This window comes from Cupriavidus sp. 01L415, from assembly GCF_056400065.1.
This window is the reverse complement of the sequence record NZ_JBFTSP010000053.1, coordinates 1-18,175: the sequence shown is the minus strand read 5'-3', so window position 1 is coordinate 18,175 and position 18,175 is coordinate 1. Positions and strand designations below refer to the sequence as shown.

The window sequence follows — 18,175 nt, the reverse complement described above, 5'->3', positions numbered from 1 at the left end:
AGGTCTCATTGCCGACCCTGTGAACAAGGCGAAATCAGTCATCCTCACCGAGGAAGGATTGCGCGAATCGGAACGCCTTTTCATGCGCCATTTCGTCGCGGCAGGCGGACAAGGCAATAATGAAATGAATTTCTAACTCACAACACTAGCCGGAAGACTACGCCGATACCGCCCCCCCGCTGCCTGCCAGGGCATCCATATGCCGCGATGGCGGCATAGCGTCGGTCGTGGCCAGGAGCGCTTCCTCGCGCAGCGACGGACGCTTGACTAGCGCATCGACATAGCGTGCGACATTGGGCAGGTCGTCCCACATCGACGCCAGCCCCAGATACGCCAGCCGCACCAGATTGACGCCCCACAGCACATCGCCAAGCGAGAACGATGCGCCCGCGAGATAAGGCCCCGCTGCCGAACCCAGCGTACCGTCCAGCTCTTTCAGCAGATTCGCGACGTGCTGACGAGTGACGCGCTGAAAGGTCGCATCGTGACAGACCGACTTGCCGCCGCGTTCCTTCGTGATCTTCGCGCGATAGGCGGCAACCAGTTTCGCATCCCCGGCATTGGCGGCGATCATGGTTTGGAGCGCCATGATCTTGTAGTCGTAGACCGTTTCCATGACCGTCTTGAGCGCATCGGGGCGCAGGTCGGCGTCGGGATGAAAGCCGTAGAGCAGCGTGCCGTTCGGAATCCGATCGACGATGCTCACCTGGCGCATCACCGCGGCACGCGCCTCGGCATCGTCCGGCAGGAGTTGAACCGGATCGCGCGATACCGCGTCCAGATAGCAGCAGATCCGCTGCGAGTCCGCGATTACGCAGCCGGCTTCGTAGTCCACCAGCAACGGCACCGTGCAGGGATCGAAGCCCTCGGTCTCCACCGACGTGCGCCCGCTATATCCGCTGACAAACGCCCGCCCGACGTCCCGGCCGGCGATCAGCCGCAGACGGACGTAGGGCGGGTGGTAGTGCTCGGCGGGAACGACGCCATCCGGACCCATCGAACTCAGGATCTTCATATCGTTCGACCGATACGGCAGCTGCTTTTCGAACAGCACCGTGCGGACCTTTTGCGAGCACAGCGAGCTGGCCGCGTGGAACAGTTCAAAACGCGGGTTCGCGTCATGGCCCACGATGGTGATCCGCGCGGGATCGGCCATGGCGGCGCGGGCACCCGCCGCGAGTTCTTTTATCCCCTGATCATTGCTCATTGCTGGCTTCCCCTGGTTAAATGGTTGGCGGTTGGCTTACAGGATTCCGCGAATCGCGCGTCCCATTACTTGTGCATGTGCGGACACACCGCAGGCGGATCGCCGATGAAGCCGCGCGCCGACCAGAGTTCCGGAAACGGAATCTCATCCATGGTCGGCACCAGCCACGCAACGCCCTCGGTGCCGAAGTAGGCCGGCCGGCCGCCAAACGTGCGGCGCGTGGCCATCAGGTGCAGATACTTCCAGGTGGAGAATCCCTCGGCGATATCGGCCAGGGTCTCGCCGAGCTGTTGAAGTTCCCGGTTTTCGTTCGGGTCGGCGTAGATATCGCGCCAGACCTTCTCGATGGCCTTGCTCGGCGCGTAAGGCACGCCGAAATCGCGATCCAGCATCGTCGCCGGCACCGCAAAGCCGTTGCGGTTCAGGTAGGCGAGCACGTCGTCATAGAGGCTCGGTTCGGCCAGAGCCTGGTTGAGCTGCTTCCAGCGCTCGGGCTGCGGAGTGAAGTGCTGCAGATGCTCCGCCTGCTTGATGCCGAGCAGGTAGACCATCTGCCGATACGTCCATCCCTGCAGCGCGGTGTCCTTGCCATACGTCGCCACCGCGCGCGACAGGATGGAAAGCAGATCGGTCGGCGTCATCCACGCGATCGATCGCCACGTGGCATTGAGCGGCTCATGGTGGGCGACGACGCGCCGCAGCGTCCGGCAGGCCTGCGTGAGGTCATTGGCGCGCAATTGGGCCTGCGCGATCTGGAGCTCCTTGATGATCAGCATCCAGTAGAGCTCGGACACTTGCACCGAGACGATCCAAGCATGCTCTCCGGGGTGATCGCTGACCGGATGATGCAGCGAGTGGAGCACGTCGGTGTGCATCCACGCACTGTAGGGCGTCTGTCCGGTCGACGCGCCGGCGGATGCCGGGCACGCATTCTTGACGGGTTCGTTCATCGTTGTCTCCTCGTTGTGGGGGTACGTCTGTCAGGGCTCGCAGGTGGCGGCCGTTTGCAGCATCTGCTCCATCTGTTGCGCGATCTGCAGCAGCGCGCCGTCGTCGCCGGGCCTCGCGACAATCTGCAATGCCGCGGGAAGGCTATGGTCGCCGGTCGGCAAGGGAATCGAGATGGCAGGAAATCCTGCGATGTTGAACGGTGCGGTATACGTCATCAGCGCCTCGCGGACCGTGCCGGTCCAATCGCCGATGCTGACGTTGCTGGCATCGAGATGCGGCGCGATGCATGGGCATGTGGGCAGCACGAGGTAGTCGACCGTCGACATCACCTCGTGCAGCCTCGCCGTGAATTTCCGCCGTGTCTGCTGGGCCGCCGCATAGGCGCGCAGATCCATGGTTTCCGCGCGCTTCAGCCGGTCGACGGTCTCCGGGTTGTAGTGCGTGGCGATGCGGTCCCAGTCGTTGCGACGGAAGTGCTCGATGCCGCCTTCGATCAGGACGATGCTCGCAAAGGCATCGAACACGGCATCGAACAGACCGGAGGTGCCGATGTTCACGCAAGCAAATACCTGCGCCAGGCGCCGCATGGCGCCATCGAAGGCGGCCGCGATGTCCGGACTCAGCGGCACCGGTGCGATTTCGCGGATCACGCCGAGGCGAGCGGAAAGCCACGCGTCGCTCTCGGGAACCTCGATGTGAAGGGCATCCGCAAGCATCACCACGTCGTCGACCTGTTCGCCGAGCAGGCCAACGTGGTCGCAGGACGGCGCCAGCGGAAACACGCCGCGCGTGGAGAGCGTGCCGAGCGTCGGCTTGAAGCCAACGACGCCGCAGAGCGCAGCGGGAATCCGGACCGAGCCGCCGGTATCGGTCCCCACGCCCGCCATCACGGCACCGTGCGCGATCGCCGCCGCGGCACCGCCGCTGGAGCCACCGGGGATGCGCGAGCGGTCGAGCGGATTCAGGGTGTCGCCGAATCTGGCGCTGGCAGTCGTCACGCCCCACGCGAACTCGTGGGTCGTGGTCTTGCCGATGACGATGGCGCCGCGCTCCACCAGCGATCTCACGATATCGGCATCCGCAGCGGGCAGGTTGCCGAGATAGGCAGCCGATCCGTACCGGGTTTCCATGCCCTTCGTGTCGATCAGGTCCTTGATGGCGATAGGTAGCCCTTCCAGCGGGCGCTGCCTGTTTTCGCCATAGCGGCGGTCGCTTTCCGCAGCCGCCTTCAGCGCACGATCCCAATCGATGGCGGAAAACGCGTTGAGGGACCGCTTGCTGGCCTCCGCCGCTTCGAGGGCCTGCTCCGTCAGCGCGGTTGCGGTGATCCGCCGTGCGGCAAGGGCACGGAGCGTCTTGCGCAGACCCATCGCTTGCGCGGCAGTACGGGCTGGCCGCTGAAGATCGATCGTTACCACAGGCGCTCCAGCAAGGCTTCCAGCTTCCGGCCGGCGTCGTCGCCGAGGTCGCCGACTTCGGAGGGGTAGTTCTGCATCAGCAACGCGGCTACATCGGGCAGCTTCACCCGGTCGAAATCGAGCGCGCCGAGCCGGCTGGGTAAATTCAGCGCTTCCACCACGGTCGCGATCCGGTTCGCGAGGGATATGGCCGCTGTCTGGCCGTCATGGTCCGGCGAGAAGATCTCGAACTTCTGGCCATAGGCATCGGCGCAGGCGCGAATGACGGGCGCCAGCGTCACGCACGATGTCACGCTATGCGGCAGCCCGAACGTGCCGCCGAGGATGTGCCCGATGCGATGACTCAGGCCATAGATCACCGAGGCGGGATAAAAGTAGCACTGCCACGCGGCGAGCTGAAGTTGCAGCAGATCGTCAGCCGAGACCAGACCGCGTTCGATGGCCTCGCGAGTCTCGAGGTTGCGCGGCCACTTCTCCAGCACGGCGAGGAAGCGCTCCACGCCCCTGGCGGCCAGGATGGCATGGGGATGATCCACGTCGACCCTGCGCATGCCTTCCACCGCGTGATCGATCCCCTTGATGGCCGAACTCAGCAGCAACGCGCGCGGCGTGTCGACGATCAGCCGTGGGTCGATGGCCACCAGCGTGGGCGTCGTTTCGCGCACGGCATAGCTGCGCTTGAACTTCTGCGGGCCATCCGTCTCCGTCACGCCGAAGTAGTGCGAGAACTCCGAGCCGGACAAGGTTGTCGGGAAGGCGGCGATGGGGAGATAGCGTCCGGTTTGTTTGAAATGCTCGTAGGAAACCGCCTTCGCGGCGTCGAGCACGGACCCGCCACCCAGCGCGACAATCGATCCCGCATTGCGTTCGATGCACGCACGAAGACCGTCGCGCACCGCGAAGTCGGGCACATGCGGCGGCAGATTGGTAAAGGTGCCGACCCCATCGCGAATGCCAGGCTGCAAATACTCGCGATTCAACCCCGCGAGAAACTCCACCGTGAACGTCATCGGACGGTTGATGCCGTGGTCGCCCATGGATGCGGCGACGGTCTTCAGGATGTCGTGCCCCCAGACAATCTCTTCCTGCGGCAAGCATTTCAACTGGTTCATCCACTCACTCCATTGTCTCGTGTGCCATTGATGCTTCGATCTCGAGTGAGAAGATAGGCGATCTGGATTCGGCCGTGCGCGCGGCATTCGGGAACGTAGCGTTCATGAAATTGGACGCCCGCAATGCGTGGAATGACGCGGGTTTGCAGCCGACATGGCATGCATGCGAGGTCACTCAGGTAAACCCTCGGCGCGTGTTCGCGCCTCGCGCACGGCACCTCGTACAGAACCTTGTCGCGCTGCATCGTTCATCGTTCTCGGACGAAGCTTGCAAGCTTTTCCCGCTTCGCAAGGCAGGGGATGTGTCTATGATCTTTTCCACCATAGCGACCCCCACCACGAGAACGGAGACAGGAAAATGGAGACAGCCAACATGGATACGATTCAACTCACCGAAGCGTTGATTCGCGGACGCCAAAGCAAGCGCGGCTTCCTCGATCGGCCGGTGCCGATGGAGACCGTCAGGGAAATCCTGTCGGTGGCGAAGTACGCGCCGAGCTCAAGCAACACGCAGCCCTGGCGATGCTATGTGCTGACCGGTGAAGCGCGCGCGAAGATCGTCGATGCGGCGGTTGACGCGTATCGCGCCAGCCCGGAGGCATTGGCGCCCGAGTACCCGTTCTTTCCGAAGGAAATGCCGGCGCCGTATTCGTCCCGCTTCAATACGTTCCGGGGGATGCTCGGCGATGCGCAGGGTGTGGCCAGGAGCGATATCGTCGGCCGCAGGCGCGACGTCGAGCGCCAGTTCCGGTTCTTCGATGCGCCAGTCGGACTCATCTTCACGATGGACCGGCGCCTGGAATGGGCCAGCTTCCTCTGCTACGGCTGCTTCCTGCAGAACATCATGCTGGCCGCACGTGCTGGCGGGCTGGATACCTGTCCGCAGCAGATCTGGTCGCTGCAATCGGAAGTGCTCCGTGCCGGCCTCGGCATTCCGGACGGAGAGATGGTGGTGGCCGGCATGTCACTCGGTTACGCCGACAACAGCATGCCGGAGAACAACATGGCGCTTCACAAGCTGGAACTCGACGAGTTCGTCTCGTTCATGGACCGCTAGCGCACGGAGCTGGCGAGGCATCCTCGGCCATGTGGACGTCCATGCCGGACGGCCTGGCGGCCATGCGCCGCCGGCCGGCTGCATGCGGAAGTCCTCCATAATGACGGTCACTGCGCGTGCGCGCGCTGACCGGATTCCCGCCTCATGTACTCCCTCGATGATCTCAGGCTGTTCGTGCGTACCGCCGAGCTGGAAAACCTTTCCGCGGCAGCGCGCGAACTGGACCGCACGGCGGCCACGGCCAGCGCGGCGCTGATCCGTCTGGAGCAGCGCCTGAATGCCCGTCTATTTGCCCGCACCACGCGCCGCATGCGCCTGACTGAGGAGGGCCGCGTCTTTCTGGACGCCGCACGCAAGGCGCTGGCCGCGCTGGAGGAAGGGGAAGGGGCGCTGGCCGAGCAGCGCGACGCCCTGGCTGGCCCGTTGCGCCTGACCGCGCCGTCCGATCTCGGGCGCACCTGGCTGCGCGGCTGGCTCGACGATTTCCTCGACATGCATCCGCAGGTCTCGCTGGAGCTGTCGATCGGCGATTCGATCACCGACCTGTATCGCGGCAACATCGATCTCGCAGTGCGCGTGGGCTGGCTGGAGGATTCCAGCCTGGTTCGCCGCCAGCTCACCACCTTGCGCCGCGTCGCCGTGGCGGCGCCGGCCTATCTGGCGCGCGCCGGCACGCCAACGCATCCGCAGGAACTGGCGTCGCATGACGTGCTGGTGTTGTCGGCGGGTGGGCAGCCGCGCAGCCGCTGGCCGTTCCGTTCGGGCGATGCGTGGCTGGAGGTGGAAGTGATCGGCCGGCGCAGCAGCGACGATGGCGGCATCGTCCGCGACTGGGCGCTGGCGGGCCATGGGGTGGCATACAAGAGCTGGTTCGACGTGGCCGGGGACGTGGAGGCGGGCAGGCTGGTGCTGCTGTTTCCCGCGTGGTACCAGGAGCCGCCGATGCCGCTGCAACTGGTGTTCCTGCAGAGCCGGTATCCGGCGCTACGGCAGCGCCGCCTGATCGAATTCCTGCAGGAGCGATTCGCCGCGTTCGACGCGCGCTTCCCGTTTCCCGCCTAGGCGGCGTGGCCGCCCGGGGGAATTAGCGGACGGGCGCGGGGGAGGTGTTGGGCGACGAAGTCGCGGCGCTGTCCGCCGGTTGCGCCGGTGGCGTCAACGTGGACGGTGGCGCCGACACGGCGGCTGCGGCAGAACTGGCTGCAGACGCCGAGGGGGCTGAAGGGGCGGAAGGCGCCGGCGCAAGCGTGGCGGGTGCGCCCGGTGCGGATGCGATCGCGGCTGGTGCGGGCTCGTGCCCGGAAGCCGGCGTGGCTTCCGCCGTCTCGCCGGGATCAAGGGCCATGCTGTTGTCGGCGGTTGCTGACGATGCGCCCGCCGGCGGCATCGCGTCCGCCTCGGTTGCGGGCAACACCGGGCGGCGCGGGGAAGGGCGCGGTGAGGTGACGGCCTCTTCCTTCTTGCCGGAGGCAAAGAGCGACTGGTACCAGCCGCGAATCTGGGTGGTGATGGCCGTGTACCACGTCTTTTCATCGGCCTCGGCAAAGCGCGCGCGAGCGTCGATCACGCGTGCGCGCAGCGAGCGCTGGAAGAAATCGCCGACGATCGGCAGCGCGCTGTGCGCGCCCTGACCCCAGTAGTCGCTGCGCAGCGTCACGCGGCTGTCGTTGAAGCCGACCCACGCGCCGGCCACCAGTTGCGGATGCATCAGGATGAACCAGCCGTCGGCGTTGTCCTGCGTGGTGCCGGTCTTGCCCGCCACGTCGGCGCGGATGCCGTAGCGCGTGCGGATGGCGGTGCCCGTGCCGCGGTCGATGACGTCGCGCATCACGTCGACCAGCGTTTCGGTTGCCGTGGCCGATAGCGCGCGTTCCGGAGACGACGGCCGGAACTGGGCCAGCACCTTGCCATAACGGTCCTCGATGCGCGTGACCATGGTCGGCGCGACATACGGGCCGCCGTTGGCGATCGTGCCGTAGGCGCTGACCATTTCCTTCAGCGTGACCGGGCTGGTGCCCAGCGCCAGCGACGGCACGGCGTCGAGCCGGCTCTCGCGCACGCCCATCGCACGGGCCAGCCGCGCCACGCGCTCGGGTCCCACGGTCTGCACCAGTTGTGCGGTGATGGTGTTCTTCGAATAGACCAGTCCATCGCGCAGGCTCATCGCGCGGCCCGTCGCCGGTGATTCGTCGGTGGGACGCCAGATCTCGCCGCCCGCCAATTTCATCTCCACCGGCTGGTCGATCAGCGTCTCTTCCGGGCTTTCGCCGCGGGCAAACGCGGCGCCATAGACAAACGGCTTGAAGGTCGAGCCCGGCTGGCGGCGCGCCTGGGCCACATGGTCGAACGCATCGATCGTGAAGTCGCGGCTGCCGACCCACGCGCGGATTTCACCGGTGGCCGGGTCGATGGCCATGAAGCCCGCCTGCACGCGCGTCTTCTGCTGGCGCAGGGACTGCATGAAGGCGTTGTTCGCCAGCAGGTGTTTGAGCGCATCGTCCTCGCTCTGGCCGCCCGCGACGGCGGCGCGGAATTCAGGCGATTCGCGCACGAAGGCCTGCACCAGCGCCCGGCTTTCCGCCCAGCCCGCGCGCGGCGCCCATGCCGCGTTGGCGATGGATTGCAGCTGGTTGCCCTGGCGCGTCAGCGCCTGGTTGGCCAGGGCCTGCAGCCGGGAATCGATGGTCGTGTGGACCACGAGTCCATCGGTGTAGAGGTTGTAGTCGTTGCGGTCCGCCCATGCGATCAGCCACTTGCGTAGCTGTTGCGCAAAGTGGGGCGCGGTGCCGGGGGCTTCGATCTGGCGTTCGAAGTCGATGCGCAGCGGCCGCTCCTTCAGTGCGTCGAACCTGGCGGCGTCCAGCTTGCCGCGCTTGACCATCTGCGCCAGCACGATGTTGCGGCGCTCCAGCGCACGCTCGGGGTTCAGCACCGGGTTGTAGTAGCTGTTGCCCTTGAGCATGCCGATCAGCGTGGCGGCTTCCAGGACGTCGAGCTTGTCGGCGGATTTGTCGAAGTACGTGCGCGCCGCCATCTCGATGCCGAACGCGTTGTACAGGAACGGCACGGTATTGAGATACGTCTCCAGGATCTCGTCCTTGGAGTAGAGCGCCTCGATCTTGAACGCGGTAATGGCTTCCTTCAGCTTGCGCGTCATGGTGGGCGCCCGCCCGATGTCGTCTGGGTAGCGGTTGCGCGCGAGCTGTTGCGTGATGGTCGATCCGCCCTGGCGGTCGCCCGAGAACGTGTGCAGCGCCGCGGATGCCGTGCGGCGCCAGTCCAGGCCGTGGTGCTGATAGAAGCGGTGATCTTCCGTGGCGATCAGCGCGTTCACGACGTTAGGCGAGATATCGGACAGCTTGACCCAGTCGCGGTTGGCCCAGCGGTAGACCGCCAGTTCCTTGCCGTCGGCGGACAGGACCTGTGCCGGCTGCTCGGACTTGGCCTTGCGGATGTCGCTGATGCCCGGCGTGAACGGCACCAGCAGCAGCACGTAGAGAGCAAACAGCGCCGGGACGGCGGCCATCGCAATGAAGACGCCGCGTCGGGTGGGACGGCGCAGTCGCTGCAGTGGCGCAAGTCTGGGGGCGAGATATGTCTTGATCGAATCCAGGCGCATGACGCAGGCATGTCGAGCCTGCGGCACACGGCCAAGCTGACAAATGCCATTCACAGAAAAGTGTGCATCGTACCAAAACCCGGATGGGGAAAACCCGCATTTCGTGCCCAATACGTACGGGTATCCCCCGATGGTGGGGGGTGGTTGAGGCCGCAACGACACATGGGTTTCACATTCAGTTGTAACAATCCGGGTCGCCCCCCAAAGGTCGCCGACTGACGTCGGATGCCGGCGCGCCACGTAGCGCGCCCGCCACGTCGTCGGGGCGGGGAAGCATCTCAATGTCTTAACAAAACGAGAAACTACTGTGAAGAAAGCTCTATTTGCCCTGGCGGCTGCTACCTGCGCGATGTCTGGCGTGGCGTCGGCTCAATCCGCCTCCAACGTTACGCTGTACGGCATCGTCGATGCCGGCGTGGAAGTGGCCACCCATGTGCCGGGCGGCAATGGGCAGACCGCCGTGCGCATGAACTCGGGCAACATGTCCGGTTCGCGCTGGGGCCTGCGCGGCGTGGAAGATCTCGGTGGCGGCCTGAAGGGCATCTTCACGCTGGAATCGGGCTTCGATATCGATACCGGCCTGTCGGGCCAGAGCAACCGCCTGTTCGGCCGCCAGTCCTACGTCGGCCTGCAGAACAACTGGGGTGCCCTGACGCTGGGCCGTCAGCAGAACGCGCTGTACGACCTGTTCGGCGCCTATGACCCGATGGCCGTCGGCCCGCGCTACTCGCTGAACAGCGTGGACTCGGGCTTCAACGGCCGTGCCGACAACGCCGTCAAGTACACCGGCAAGTTCGGTGGCCTGACCGCCACGGGCTTCTACAGCACCGGCCGCGACAACAACGGCGAAGTACCGGGCGACTACAAGGCCGGCCGCAACTTCGGCCTGGGCGCGTCCTACGCCACCGGTGGCTTCTCGGTCGGCGCCGCGTATGACCAGTACCAAGGCGCCACGTCGGCCCTGTCCGATCGCGCCGTCAAGCGCGCCGCCATCGGTACGGCGTACGACTTCGGCGTGGCCAAGGTCTTCGCCGGCTACCGCTGGATGCGCGACGACGGCATCGCCAGCGTGGCCACTGCGGCTTCGCGCAACAACGTCTACTGGCTGGGCGGCCTGTACCGCGTGACGCCGGCCCTGTCGCTGACAGGTGCCGCGTACTACACGGACACCCACAACAGCGACGCGGATCCGTGGATGTTCGTGCTGTCGGCGGACTACTCGTTCTCCAAGCGCACCGACGCTTACCTGAACCTGGGCTACGTCCGCAACAAGGGCAACTCCAACCTGGGCCTGAGCGGCACGGGTACGGCCGTTGCCGGCGAGAACCAGGCCGGCGCCGTGATCGGCGTGCGTCACCGCTTCTGATACGGAAGCAGGCGACAGCCGGCAGGCGGAGCCTTTCCCTTCGTCCTGCCGGATAGCACAACGCCCCTCACCCGGCTTGGCGGGGAGGGGCGTTCTGCATTCCGGGTTCTGCGCCCCGGATTTCCGCGTTCCGGCGGGAAAGGACGCAGCGATCAGCCTATCTGTTCGCGCGAGTGGGCAGCATTGCCGTCCTCGGCGCGCAGCCGCTCCAGCGCCTTGGTCAGCAGCGCGCCTTCCTCGGCATCGGTGGTGGCGTGCAAGACCTGCACGGCGTCGTGCAGGTGGCGCTTGTCCTCCTCGTTGAGCTGATCGGCCTCCTCCATGGCCTCCAGTTCCCGGTTCACGCGTTTGCCAAGCTTGCGTACGAATTCAGGGTCCAGTTGCCCCTGACTGGCGCCATGTGCGATGTGATAGATCAGGGCCGTCAGGCCTTCCGGCGTGGTTTCGGTCACGGCGATGGGATGGCGTTTCATGGCAACTCCGGGGAAAGGACGGTTTCATTCTAGTGACTGACGCGGTCAGAAGAAGGTGCAAATCGGGTCCGCCTGCGCGAAGTCAGTGCATGTGCGCGTGACGTGCGCCGCGTGTGCGTCTCTGTGCGTCCGGTGTGGATCCGGTGTCGACATGGCGTCGACTCGATGTGCTGCATGCGGCGCTCCACGGACTTATTGCCGAAATATTTCATCGCCAGAATGTCATCCCGTCGAGCCCGCTGAATAAGTCGGGAAATCAGATGCGACCGGAGGGGTTGCCGCGGGCCGACATCGCCACCGACCAGCCGTCTTCCATGGCTGCCCTGTGAGAGGCGCCAGGAATGGGCCGGTGGCAGATGATTGATAAATGCGCGGGGAACTCGAGCCGTCTTCATGACGGCTCTATTTATTTGCGTGCCGCTTGTTTGTGGCTGGCTACGGCGGATAAGGCACTTCGGCCGGGGCGTGGCGTGTAGACGATAGGAGGATGGCGGCGTGTGTGCAGCTACCTATACTGGAACAGTCTGCTGGAACCATCCGCTGGAACCGTTCGTTCAAGGGAGCACGCCATGCCGAGGATCGCCGTTCTCTTGCTGTTGCCACTTTGGCTCGCGGGTTGCGTTTCGATCAGCAGTAGCGACCCCAACCCGCCCCAGAAGACCAGCGTCGTGACGCCGGCTCCCGGTTGCACATCTGGACCCTGTTACTAGTTCTCGCAGCGCGGCGCACCTCGTCACATCGCTGCGCGCTGACGCAACGGCGCGCCGGGTGACACATCAGGGCGCCGTCTGGCCGGGTTGCGCAGCGGCGGCCTCGCGGACTTGCCGCATCACGCCCTCCGCGAATAACACCGGCCCGTAGACGGGCACGCCCGCCGTTCGCAGCGCCTGCGCCGTCCACGTATTGCACGTGTAGAAGCCCGCGTAGGTGGCCGTGGCACCAAAGTACAGTCCGCCGTCATAAGGGCCGTCGCCCAGCCGGACGGGTGCGCCGCTGCCATCCAGCTGCACCGCATCGCCGAGAAATGCCTGGAGTCGCATCGAACCGCCCTGGCTGATGCCGAGCCGGACAACGTTGTCCGCGCCGAAGGCGGCTGCCGGCGTGTCGCGCAGGATTGTCAGCAGGATCGCGCCTTCGCCCGGCAGCAGCGCCGACAGCAGTGTCATCGGCCCACGCTCCCGGCTCACGAGATAGTGGCGATCGCCAAAGCCGAAACAAAGGAAACGCGACCCGTCATAGCCCTTGAGAAGGGGCAGCAGTCGCGCGCCCGCATCCTCGGTTCGGATGCAGACGTCGGTGTGCCATTCCCGCTCCACCACGTCGATCGTGGTCCCCACGGGGGGCTCCGGTGCCGCTGCCGGTGACGAGACACAGCCCACCAGGCATGCCACGCTCAGGTACGCGCTCAGATGCGCCCTCAGGTGCGTCCTCAGCTTGCGGCTCAGGGCGCCACTCGGGTAGCCACTCAAGCCGCCACTGCTGGGGCGCGGGGATGTGTTCACGACACCGTCCGCTCGATCAGGCTGATCAAGCCCCAGCCCGCCAGTCCGCTGGTCAACACCACGACCCACGGCGGCAGCCGCCAGACGGCCAGCGCCACCAGCGCTAGCAAGGCCAATGCAAAATCCGCCGGCCCATGGATGGCACTGGTCCACACCGGCTGATACAGCGCCGCCAGCAGCAGGCCGACCACCGCCGCATTGATGCCCGCGAGCGCCGCCTGCGCGCCGGCGTTGCGGCGGATGCGTTCCCAGAAGGGCAGCGTGCCGAAGACCAGCAGGAAGGACGGCGCGAAGATCGCCAGCAGGCACAACATGCCGCCCGTCCATCCCGAGGGCGCGTGTTGCATCGCCGCGCCGAGGAACGCGGCAAACGTGAACAGCGGTCCGGGCACCGCTTGCGTCGCGCCGTATCCGGCCAGGAACGTGTCGTTGCTCACCCAGCCCGTGGGCACGGCCGCCGCCTGCAGCAGCGGCAGGACCACGTGGCCACCGCCAAACACCAGCGCGCCGGCGCGATAGAACGCATCGACCATGGCCAGTGCATGACTGGGGACCAGCCGCACGGCAATCGGCAAGCCGATCAGCAGCACGAAGAACGCCAGCAGGCATACCACTGCGGCGCGATGGCCGACGCGGATCGGCAGCGGCTCATGCGGTGCCATCTGTGCCGGACGGAACCACCGTGAACCGGCGATGCCGGCAAGCGCCATCATCGCCATCTGGCACCACGGCGATGGCACGAGCGTCACGGCCACCGCCGCGAGCGTCATCAGCGTGATACGCGGCGCATCCGGGCACAGCGTGCGCGCCATGCCCCACACCGCCTGGGCGACCACGGCCACCGCGGCCACCTTGAGCCCGTGCAACGCGCCGGCCGGCACGATGTTTCCAAAGGCCGCAAGTCCCATCGCAAACAGGATCAGCGCGATGGCCGACGGCAGCGTAAAGCCCAGCCACGCCGCCAGCGCGCCGCCGTAGCCAGCCCGCGCCAGGCCCACCACCATGCCGACCTGGCTGCTTGCTGGCCCCGGCAGGAACTGGCACAGCGCGACGATATCGGAGTAGGCGCGCTCGCTCAGCCAGCGTCGCCGCGTGACGAACGCGGCGCGAAAATAGCCAAGGTGCGCCACCGGGCCGCCAAACGACGTCAGGCCGAGCCGCAGGAAGACCAGGAAGACCTCCCATGCGCCGGCCTGTGCGTGGCCGTCTTCATACTCCCGCGATGTCGTCATGAGCGATGTCCCCCGCCTTCCACGGCCTGGATGGTTGCGACCAGGCCGCTGCCTTCGGTCGGATGCCGGTTGGTGAAGCTGATGGTGAGCCCGTGCAGCACGGCCACGCGGCGCGCGATGGAGATGCCAAGGCCGTTACCCTGTTCGCGCTGGTTGGCGCCGCGGAAGAAGCGGTCGCCAAGACGCGGCAGCAGGTCGGGCGCCGTGCCCGGGCCATGATCCGAAACGGTGATACGGTCCTGCGCGAAGGCAAGTGTCACCAGCGTGCCGGCGGGGCTGTAGCGAATGGCGTTATCGAGCAGGTTGCGCAGCATGGTGCCAAGCAGGGTGGGATCGCCGCAGGTCGGCATCGGCGGGCGGTCAGCAGGCGGCCAAACCACCTCCATGTCGATATTGCGGCGTTCGGACAGCAGCAGGCAATCGGACAGGACCTGTTGCACGACACTGTGCCAGTCCACCGGGCCGCGCGTGGGTGGCTCCGCTTCATCCTCGAGCCGGCTCATGGTCAGGAGCTGCGAGACCAGGTGGCTCATCCGGTCGATGCCGACCTCCACGTTCGCGGCGGCCTGGGCGCGCTCTTCCGGGTCCCCGGAGCGCCGCGCCACGTCCCATTGCGCCTTCAGCGCGGCCAGTGGCGTACGCATTTCGTGGGCGGCATCGGCGGTCAGTCGCCGTTCATGTTCGAGCAGCGCCGACACGCGGTGCAGCAGCTGGTTCATCGCATTGACCAGTGGCACGAGTTCGGGCGGTACCGATGACAGCCCCAGCGGCGTGGGATCGTCCGGGGTGCGGGCGGCAATGGCGGCGGACAATGTGTGAACGGGGCGCAGCGTGCGCTGCACCGCCCAAACCAGCAGCGCGGTCAGCAATGGCAGCCCGAATACCCAGGGCAGCACCTGGGCTTGCATGTAGGACACCACCAGTTCCTCGCGCTCCGCCATGATCTGGCCCACGCAGACGCGCCAGCCCTCCACCGGATCGACCAGGTAGTAGAGCCGCCACGGCACCCCGTCGATTTTCCTGTCGGTAAAGCCGCGCACGGCGGGCAGGCGGGGCAGGCGGTCGCCGTCGGGATCGATATGGAGTGGCTCGCCGTTGGGCCGCCACGCGGCGATGGCCAGGTCGCCGAGGCCGGCGTCGCCAAGATCGCCAAGATCCGTATCGCCGGGCGCGGGGCCGTTGGGCGGCGGCTGCGGCACGGCGCCGAGCTTGACCAATGGCAGCACGGCCTGCATCTGCTGCGCCATGCGGACCATGGCGGTGTCGTACAGCTCGTTGATTTCTTCCTGCGCGCTCAGGTAGACCAGCCCGCTGGTCAGGACCCAGGCAAAGGCGACTGCGACCAGCACCGCGAGGATCAGGCGCCGCTGCAGCGTCATGCCTCGCCCCCGATCGCCTCCAGCGTCCCGAGCGTGTAGCCGGCGCCGCGCAGCGTGCGCACGATGCCGGGATGGATCTTGCGGCGCAGATGGTGGATGTGGACCTCGAGCGTGTTGCTTTCCGACCCCTTGTCCCAGTCATAGAGCTTGTCGCGCAGGAACTCGCGCGTCAGCACGCGGTGGGGATGCATCAGCAGCAGCTCCAGCAGCATGGCCTCGCGCGCGGTCAGTTCTACGGGTTTGCCCTGCCACAGCGCCAGCCGGGCGGCCGGCTGGTATTCCAGCGCGCCGTGGCGCCACACGGGTTCCGGCATGCCGGCCGTACGGCGCGAGACCGCGCGCAGCCGGGCCGCCAGTTCATCGAGTTCCACCGGCTTGACGAGGTAGTCGTCGGCGCCCGCGTCCAGCCCGCCGATGCGGCTTGGCACGGCGTCGCGGGCGGTCAGCACCACCACGGGCGTCTGCAGGCCCTGTTGCCGCCAGCGCGCCAGCAGCGCCATGCCGTCGTCGTCGGGCAGGCCGAGGTCCAGCACCACGGCGTCATAGCGCATCATGCCCATCGCACGATCGGCCTCCGCGCCGGTGCCGAACCAGTCGACAGCGTGCCCCATCAGCTTCAGGCCGCGCTGGAGGCCGTCGCCGAGCATGGGGTCGTCTTCAACGATAAGGATTCTCATCTTTCAGTTTGAAACGGGTGCCTGAAACGGGGCGCATCAGGCACCCGGACGGCCTGAAGCGTAGCATCGCCAACTGATGGCCGCATTATTAATGTGAGCTTAAGGTTCGTCTCCTAAGCTGCGCGATCCCTTAGAACGGGTGAGTGCGTGCGCGGATTCTCATGCCAGCGCCGGCACCCCCGATTGCGCCCCAATCCATGCCGAACCCGACTTCGCGCCAGCCCGCCGCTCCGCTCCCTGCCGTGGACTCCGCACATGGCCTGCGCGGCATTCGCGCGATGTCCTGGTCGCCCACCGCCACCTGGGTGGCGGTATTCGTGGCGGTGGCGCTGCTGGTCTGGTTCGGCACGCTCGGCCTGCGCCACCTGATCGGCCCCGACGAGGGCCGCTACGCGGAGATCTCGCGCGAGATGTTCGCCAGTGGCGACTGGATCACCATCCGCTACAACGACCTGAAGTACTTCGAGAAGCCCCCGTTCCACATGTGGGTGACGGCGCTAGCCTACACGCTGTTCGGCATCGGCGAATGGCAGGCACGGCTGTCCGTGGCGCTGGCCGGGCTGGCCGGCATCGGCATGTCGATGCTGGCGACGTGGCGCTGGTTTGGCCGCCGCGCCGCCGCTTTCACCGGCCTGGCGCTGCTGGCGGCGCCGATGTGGAGCGTCGCGGCGCATTTCAATACGCTGGACATGACGCTGGCAGGCGTGATGGCCTGCGTGCTCGGCTGCATGCTGGTGGCGCAGCATCCGGACGCCACGGTCTCCGCGCGGCGCGGATGGATGCTGGCCTGCTGGGCGGCAATGGGCGTTGCGGTCTTGACCAAGGGACTGGTCGGCGTGGCATTGCCGGGCCTGGTGCTCGTGGTCTATACCGTGGCGACGCGTGACTGGGGACTCTGGCGGCGCCTGCACGTGGCCGCCGGGGCTGCGCTCCTGCTCGCCGTCGCGGTGCCGTACTTCTGGATGGTGTCGGCACGGAACCCGGAGTTCCTGAACTTCTTCTTCATCCATGAGCACTGGCAGCGGTACACCTCGAACATCCATTCGCGCTCGGGGCCGATTGTCTACTTCGTGCCCATCGTGCTGGCCGGTTTCCTGCCGTGGCTCGGCCTGTTCCCCCGCCTGTGGAAGGCCATGCGCACGCCGGCCGACGGCGCTGCCAGGTTCCGCCCCGCGTTGATGGCCGGCATCTGGGCCATCGCCATCTTCGTGTTCTTCAGCCTGTCGCGCTCCAAGCTGCCGGGTTATATCGTGCCGGTGTTTCCCGCGCTGGGCATCCTGGCCGGCGTGGCGCTGGATCGCATGGATGTGCGGGCATGGAGCCGGCAATTGACCGCGATGGCGATCGTCACCGCCTGCGGGCTGCTGGCCAGCCCAGTGGTGGCCACGCTCAACGTCAATCACACACCGAATTCGTTCTACCGCGCCTACGCCATCTGGGCCGCCGCCGCGTTCCTAGTGATGCTGGCCGGCATCGCCATCGCGCGCTGGCTGCTGCGCCGTGGCGTGCTGCCGAGTGTGGCGGTCTATGCGCTGGGCATGTACCTGGGCTTCATGCTGGCGCTGACCGGGCACGAAACCGTGGGCCGGCCCGCGTCGGGCGCCGATATCGCGCCGCAGATCCTGCAGAAGCTGACCCCCGGCATGCCGCTTTACGGCGTGCGCATGCTCGACCATACGCTGCCGTTCTACCTGCGCCATCCGCTGGTGATGGTGGGGGAGGCGGACGAGCTGACCTTCGGGGCGAGCGTCGAGCCGGCGCGCGCGGTGCCCGACATCGCCAGCTTTGCCAAGCTGTGGAAAAACGGCACGCCCGCGATGGCGGTGATGTCGCCCGAGATGTTCCTCGAGCTGTCGCCTACGTTGCCGATGTATGTGGTGGCGCGCGACTGGCGTCGCATCGTCGTGACCAACGTCCCCGGTCCCACGCCGGTCCTGGCCGCACGCTGAGCGCGGCGGCCGCGCCTTGCGCCTGATGGCCTTACGTATTCCGTCTTTCTGATTCCTGATCCTATCCTCATGCAGCAAAAGCGAGTCCTGATTCTTGGCGTCAACGGCTTCATCGGCCACCACCTGACGCGCCGCATCCTGGAAACCACGCAATGGGAGGTCTACGGCATGGATATGTCGTCGGACCGCCTGGGCGACCTGGTGAACCATCCGCGCATGCACTTCTTCGAAGG

The 18,175-nt window shown here is 66.3% G+C and carries 16 protein-coding genes; 6 read left to right on the top strand and 10 right to left on the bottom strand.

All coding sequences use genetic code 11. The features are described from left to right. Positions 1–136: DUF6429 family protein (locus tag AC1DOX_RS30215; protein ID WP_477101656.1), on the top strand; the 136-nt coding region annotated here is incomplete at its 5' end. Between the two features lie 21 nt (positions 137–157). On the opposite strand, the gene AC1DOX_RS30210 is transcribed toward AC1DOX_RS30215, so the two are convergent. From AC1DOX_RS30210 to AC1DOX_RS30195, 4 genes are all read right to left on the bottom strand, one after another. Next, complete coding sequence (locus AC1DOX_RS30210) at positions 158–1,207, bottom strand: glutathione S-transferase family protein (protein ID WP_477101654.1); 1,050 nt, start codon at positions 1,205–1,207, stop codon at positions 158–160. Between the two features lie 65 nt (positions 1,208–1,272). Next, positions 1,273–2,157 (bottom strand): tryptophan 2,3-dioxygenase, encoded by an 885-nt coding sequence (locus AC1DOX_RS30205; RefSeq protein WP_441624205.1) that lies wholly within the window; start codon positions 2,155–2,157, stop codon positions 1,273–1,275. A 30-nt stretch (positions 2,158–2,187) separates the two neighbouring features. After that, positions 2,188–3,576 (bottom strand): amidase, encoded by a 1,389-nt coding sequence (locus tag AC1DOX_RS30200; RefSeq protein ID WP_441624207.1) that lies wholly within the window; start codon positions 3,574–3,576, stop codon positions 2,188–2,190. Further along, positions 3,570–4,688, bottom strand: a complete 1,119-nt coding sequence (locus AC1DOX_RS30195; protein WP_441624209.1) for an iron-containing alcohol dehydrogenase — start codon at positions 4,686–4,688, stop codon at positions 3,570–3,572. Before AC1DOX_RS30195 ends, AC1DOX_RS30200 begins: the two co-directional genes overlap by 7 nt. Before the next feature lie 373 nt (positions 4,689–5,061). On the opposite strand from AC1DOX_RS30195, the gene AC1DOX_RS30190 reads away from it, so the two are divergent. Further along, positions 5,062–5,745: a nitroreductase gene (locus AC1DOX_RS30190; protein WP_441624211.1), complete on the top strand. Its 684-nt coding sequence runs from the start codon at positions 5,062–5,064 to the stop codon at positions 5,743–5,745. A gap of 144 nt (positions 5,746–5,889) precedes the next feature. Beyond that, complete coding sequence (locus tag AC1DOX_RS30185) at positions 5,890–6,807, top strand: LysR family transcriptional regulator (protein WP_441624213.1); 918 nt, start codon at positions 5,890–5,892, stop codon at positions 6,805–6,807. A gap of 22 nt (positions 6,808–6,829) precedes the next feature. Here the strand turns inward: AC1DOX_RS30185 and AC1DOX_RS30180 are convergent, their stop codons facing one another. Next, positions 6,830–9,364 carry a penicillin-binding protein 1A gene (locus AC1DOX_RS30180; protein WP_477114089.1) on the bottom strand — a complete coding sequence of 845 codons (2,535 nt, stop codon included), beginning with the start codon at positions 9,362–9,364 and terminating at the stop codon, positions 6,830–6,832. 307 nt (positions 9,365–9,671) lie between these two features. On the opposite strand from AC1DOX_RS30180, the gene AC1DOX_RS30175 reads away from it, so the two are divergent. Beyond that, positions 9,672–10,730, top strand: a complete 1,059-nt coding sequence (locus AC1DOX_RS30175) for a porin (protein WP_092143133.1) — start codon at positions 9,672–9,674, stop codon at positions 10,728–10,730. 152 nt (positions 10,731–10,882) lie between these two features. On the opposite strand, the gene AC1DOX_RS30170 is transcribed toward AC1DOX_RS30175, so the two are convergent. The 5 genes from AC1DOX_RS30170 to AC1DOX_RS30150 form a co-directional block, all read right to left on the bottom strand. Then, a complete protein-coding gene (locus tag AC1DOX_RS30170; RefSeq protein WP_441624218.1) occupies positions 10,883–11,203 on the bottom strand; it encodes a hypothetical protein in 321 nt (106 codons plus the stop codon). 776 nt (positions 11,204–11,979) lie between these two features. Beyond that, positions 11,980–12,705, bottom strand: coding sequence for a DUF2459 domain-containing protein (locus AC1DOX_RS30165; protein WP_441624220.1), 726 nt, complete (start codon positions 12,703–12,705; stop codon positions 11,980–11,982). Then, positions 12,702–13,937 carry a chromate efflux transporter gene (gene chrA, locus AC1DOX_RS30160; protein WP_441624222.1) on the bottom strand — a complete coding sequence of 412 codons (1,236 nt, stop codon included), beginning with the start codon at positions 13,935–13,937 and terminating at the stop codon, positions 12,702–12,704. The genes AC1DOX_RS30165 and chrA overlap by 4 nt, the downstream gene beginning before the upstream one ends. Further along, positions 13,934–15,316, bottom strand: a complete 1,383-nt coding sequence (locus AC1DOX_RS30155; RefSeq protein WP_441624224.1) for an ATP-binding protein — start codon at positions 15,314–15,316, stop codon at positions 13,934–13,936. The genes chrA and AC1DOX_RS30155 overlap by 4 nt, the downstream gene beginning before the upstream one ends. Beyond that, the gene (locus AC1DOX_RS30150) at positions 15,313–15,993 is read right to left on the bottom strand and encodes a response regulator (RefSeq protein ID WP_441624226.1); all 681 of its coding nucleotides are present in this window, start codon (positions 15,991–15,993) and stop codon (positions 15,313–15,315) included. Before AC1DOX_RS30150 ends, AC1DOX_RS30155 begins: the two co-directional genes overlap by 4 nt. A 197-nt stretch (positions 15,994–16,190) precedes the next feature. On the opposite strand from AC1DOX_RS30150, the gene AC1DOX_RS30145 reads away from it, so the two are divergent. Further along, the gene (locus AC1DOX_RS30145) at positions 16,191–17,942 is read left to right on the top strand and encodes a glycosyltransferase family 39 protein (protein ID WP_441624228.1); all 1,752 of its coding nucleotides are present in this window, start codon (positions 16,191–16,193) and stop codon (positions 17,940–17,942) included. A 69-nt stretch (positions 17,943–18,011) separates the two neighbouring features. After that, positions 18,012–18,175: NAD-dependent epimerase/dehydratase family protein (locus AC1DOX_RS30140; RefSeq protein WP_477101655.1), on the top strand; the 164-nt coding region annotated here is incomplete at its 3' end.

Bases quoted from the DNA above. Each gene is read 5' to 3' on its own strand.
- AC1DOX_RS30210 (WP_477101654.1), bottom strand. From the start codon at position 1,207: ATGAGCAATGATCAGGGGATAAAAGAACTCGCGGCGGGTGCCCGCGCC.
- AC1DOX_RS30205 (WP_441624205.1), bottom strand. From the start codon at position 2,157: ATGAACGAACCCGTCAAGAATGCGTGCCCGGCATCCGCCGGCGCGTCG.
- AC1DOX_RS30195 (WP_441624209.1), bottom strand. From the start codon at position 4,688: ATGAACCAGTTGAAATGCTTGCCGCAGGAAGAGATTGTCTGGGGGCAC.
- AC1DOX_RS30190 (WP_441624211.1), top strand. From the start codon at position 5,062: ATGGATACGATTCAACTCACCGAAGCGTTGATTCGCGGACGCCAAAGC.
- AC1DOX_RS30185 (WP_441624213.1), top strand. From the start codon at position 5,890: ATGTACTCCCTCGATGATCTCAGGCTGTTCGTGCGTACCGCCGAGCTG.
- AC1DOX_RS30180 (WP_477114089.1), bottom strand. From the start codon at position 9,364: ATGCGCCTGGATTCGATCAAGACATATCTCGCCCCCAGACTTGCGCCA.
- AC1DOX_RS30170 (WP_441624218.1), bottom strand. From the start codon at position 11,203: ATGAAACGCCATCCCATCGCCGTGACCGAAACCACGCCGGAAGGCCTG.
- chrA (WP_441624222.1), bottom strand. From the start codon at position 13,937: ATGACGACATCGCGGGAGTATGAAGACGGCCACGCACAGGCCGGCGCA.
- AC1DOX_RS30155 (WP_441624224.1), bottom strand. From the start codon at position 15,316: ATGACGCTGCAGCGGCGCCTGATCCTCGCGGTGCTGGTCGCAGTCGCC.
- AC1DOX_RS30150 (WP_441624226.1), bottom strand. From the start codon at position 15,993: ATGAGAATCCTTATCGTTGAAGACGACCCCATGCTCGGCGACGGCCTC.
- AC1DOX_RS30145 (WP_441624228.1), top strand. From the start codon at position 16,191: ATGCCGAACCCGACTTCGCGCCAGCCCGCCGCTCCGCTCCCTGCCGTG.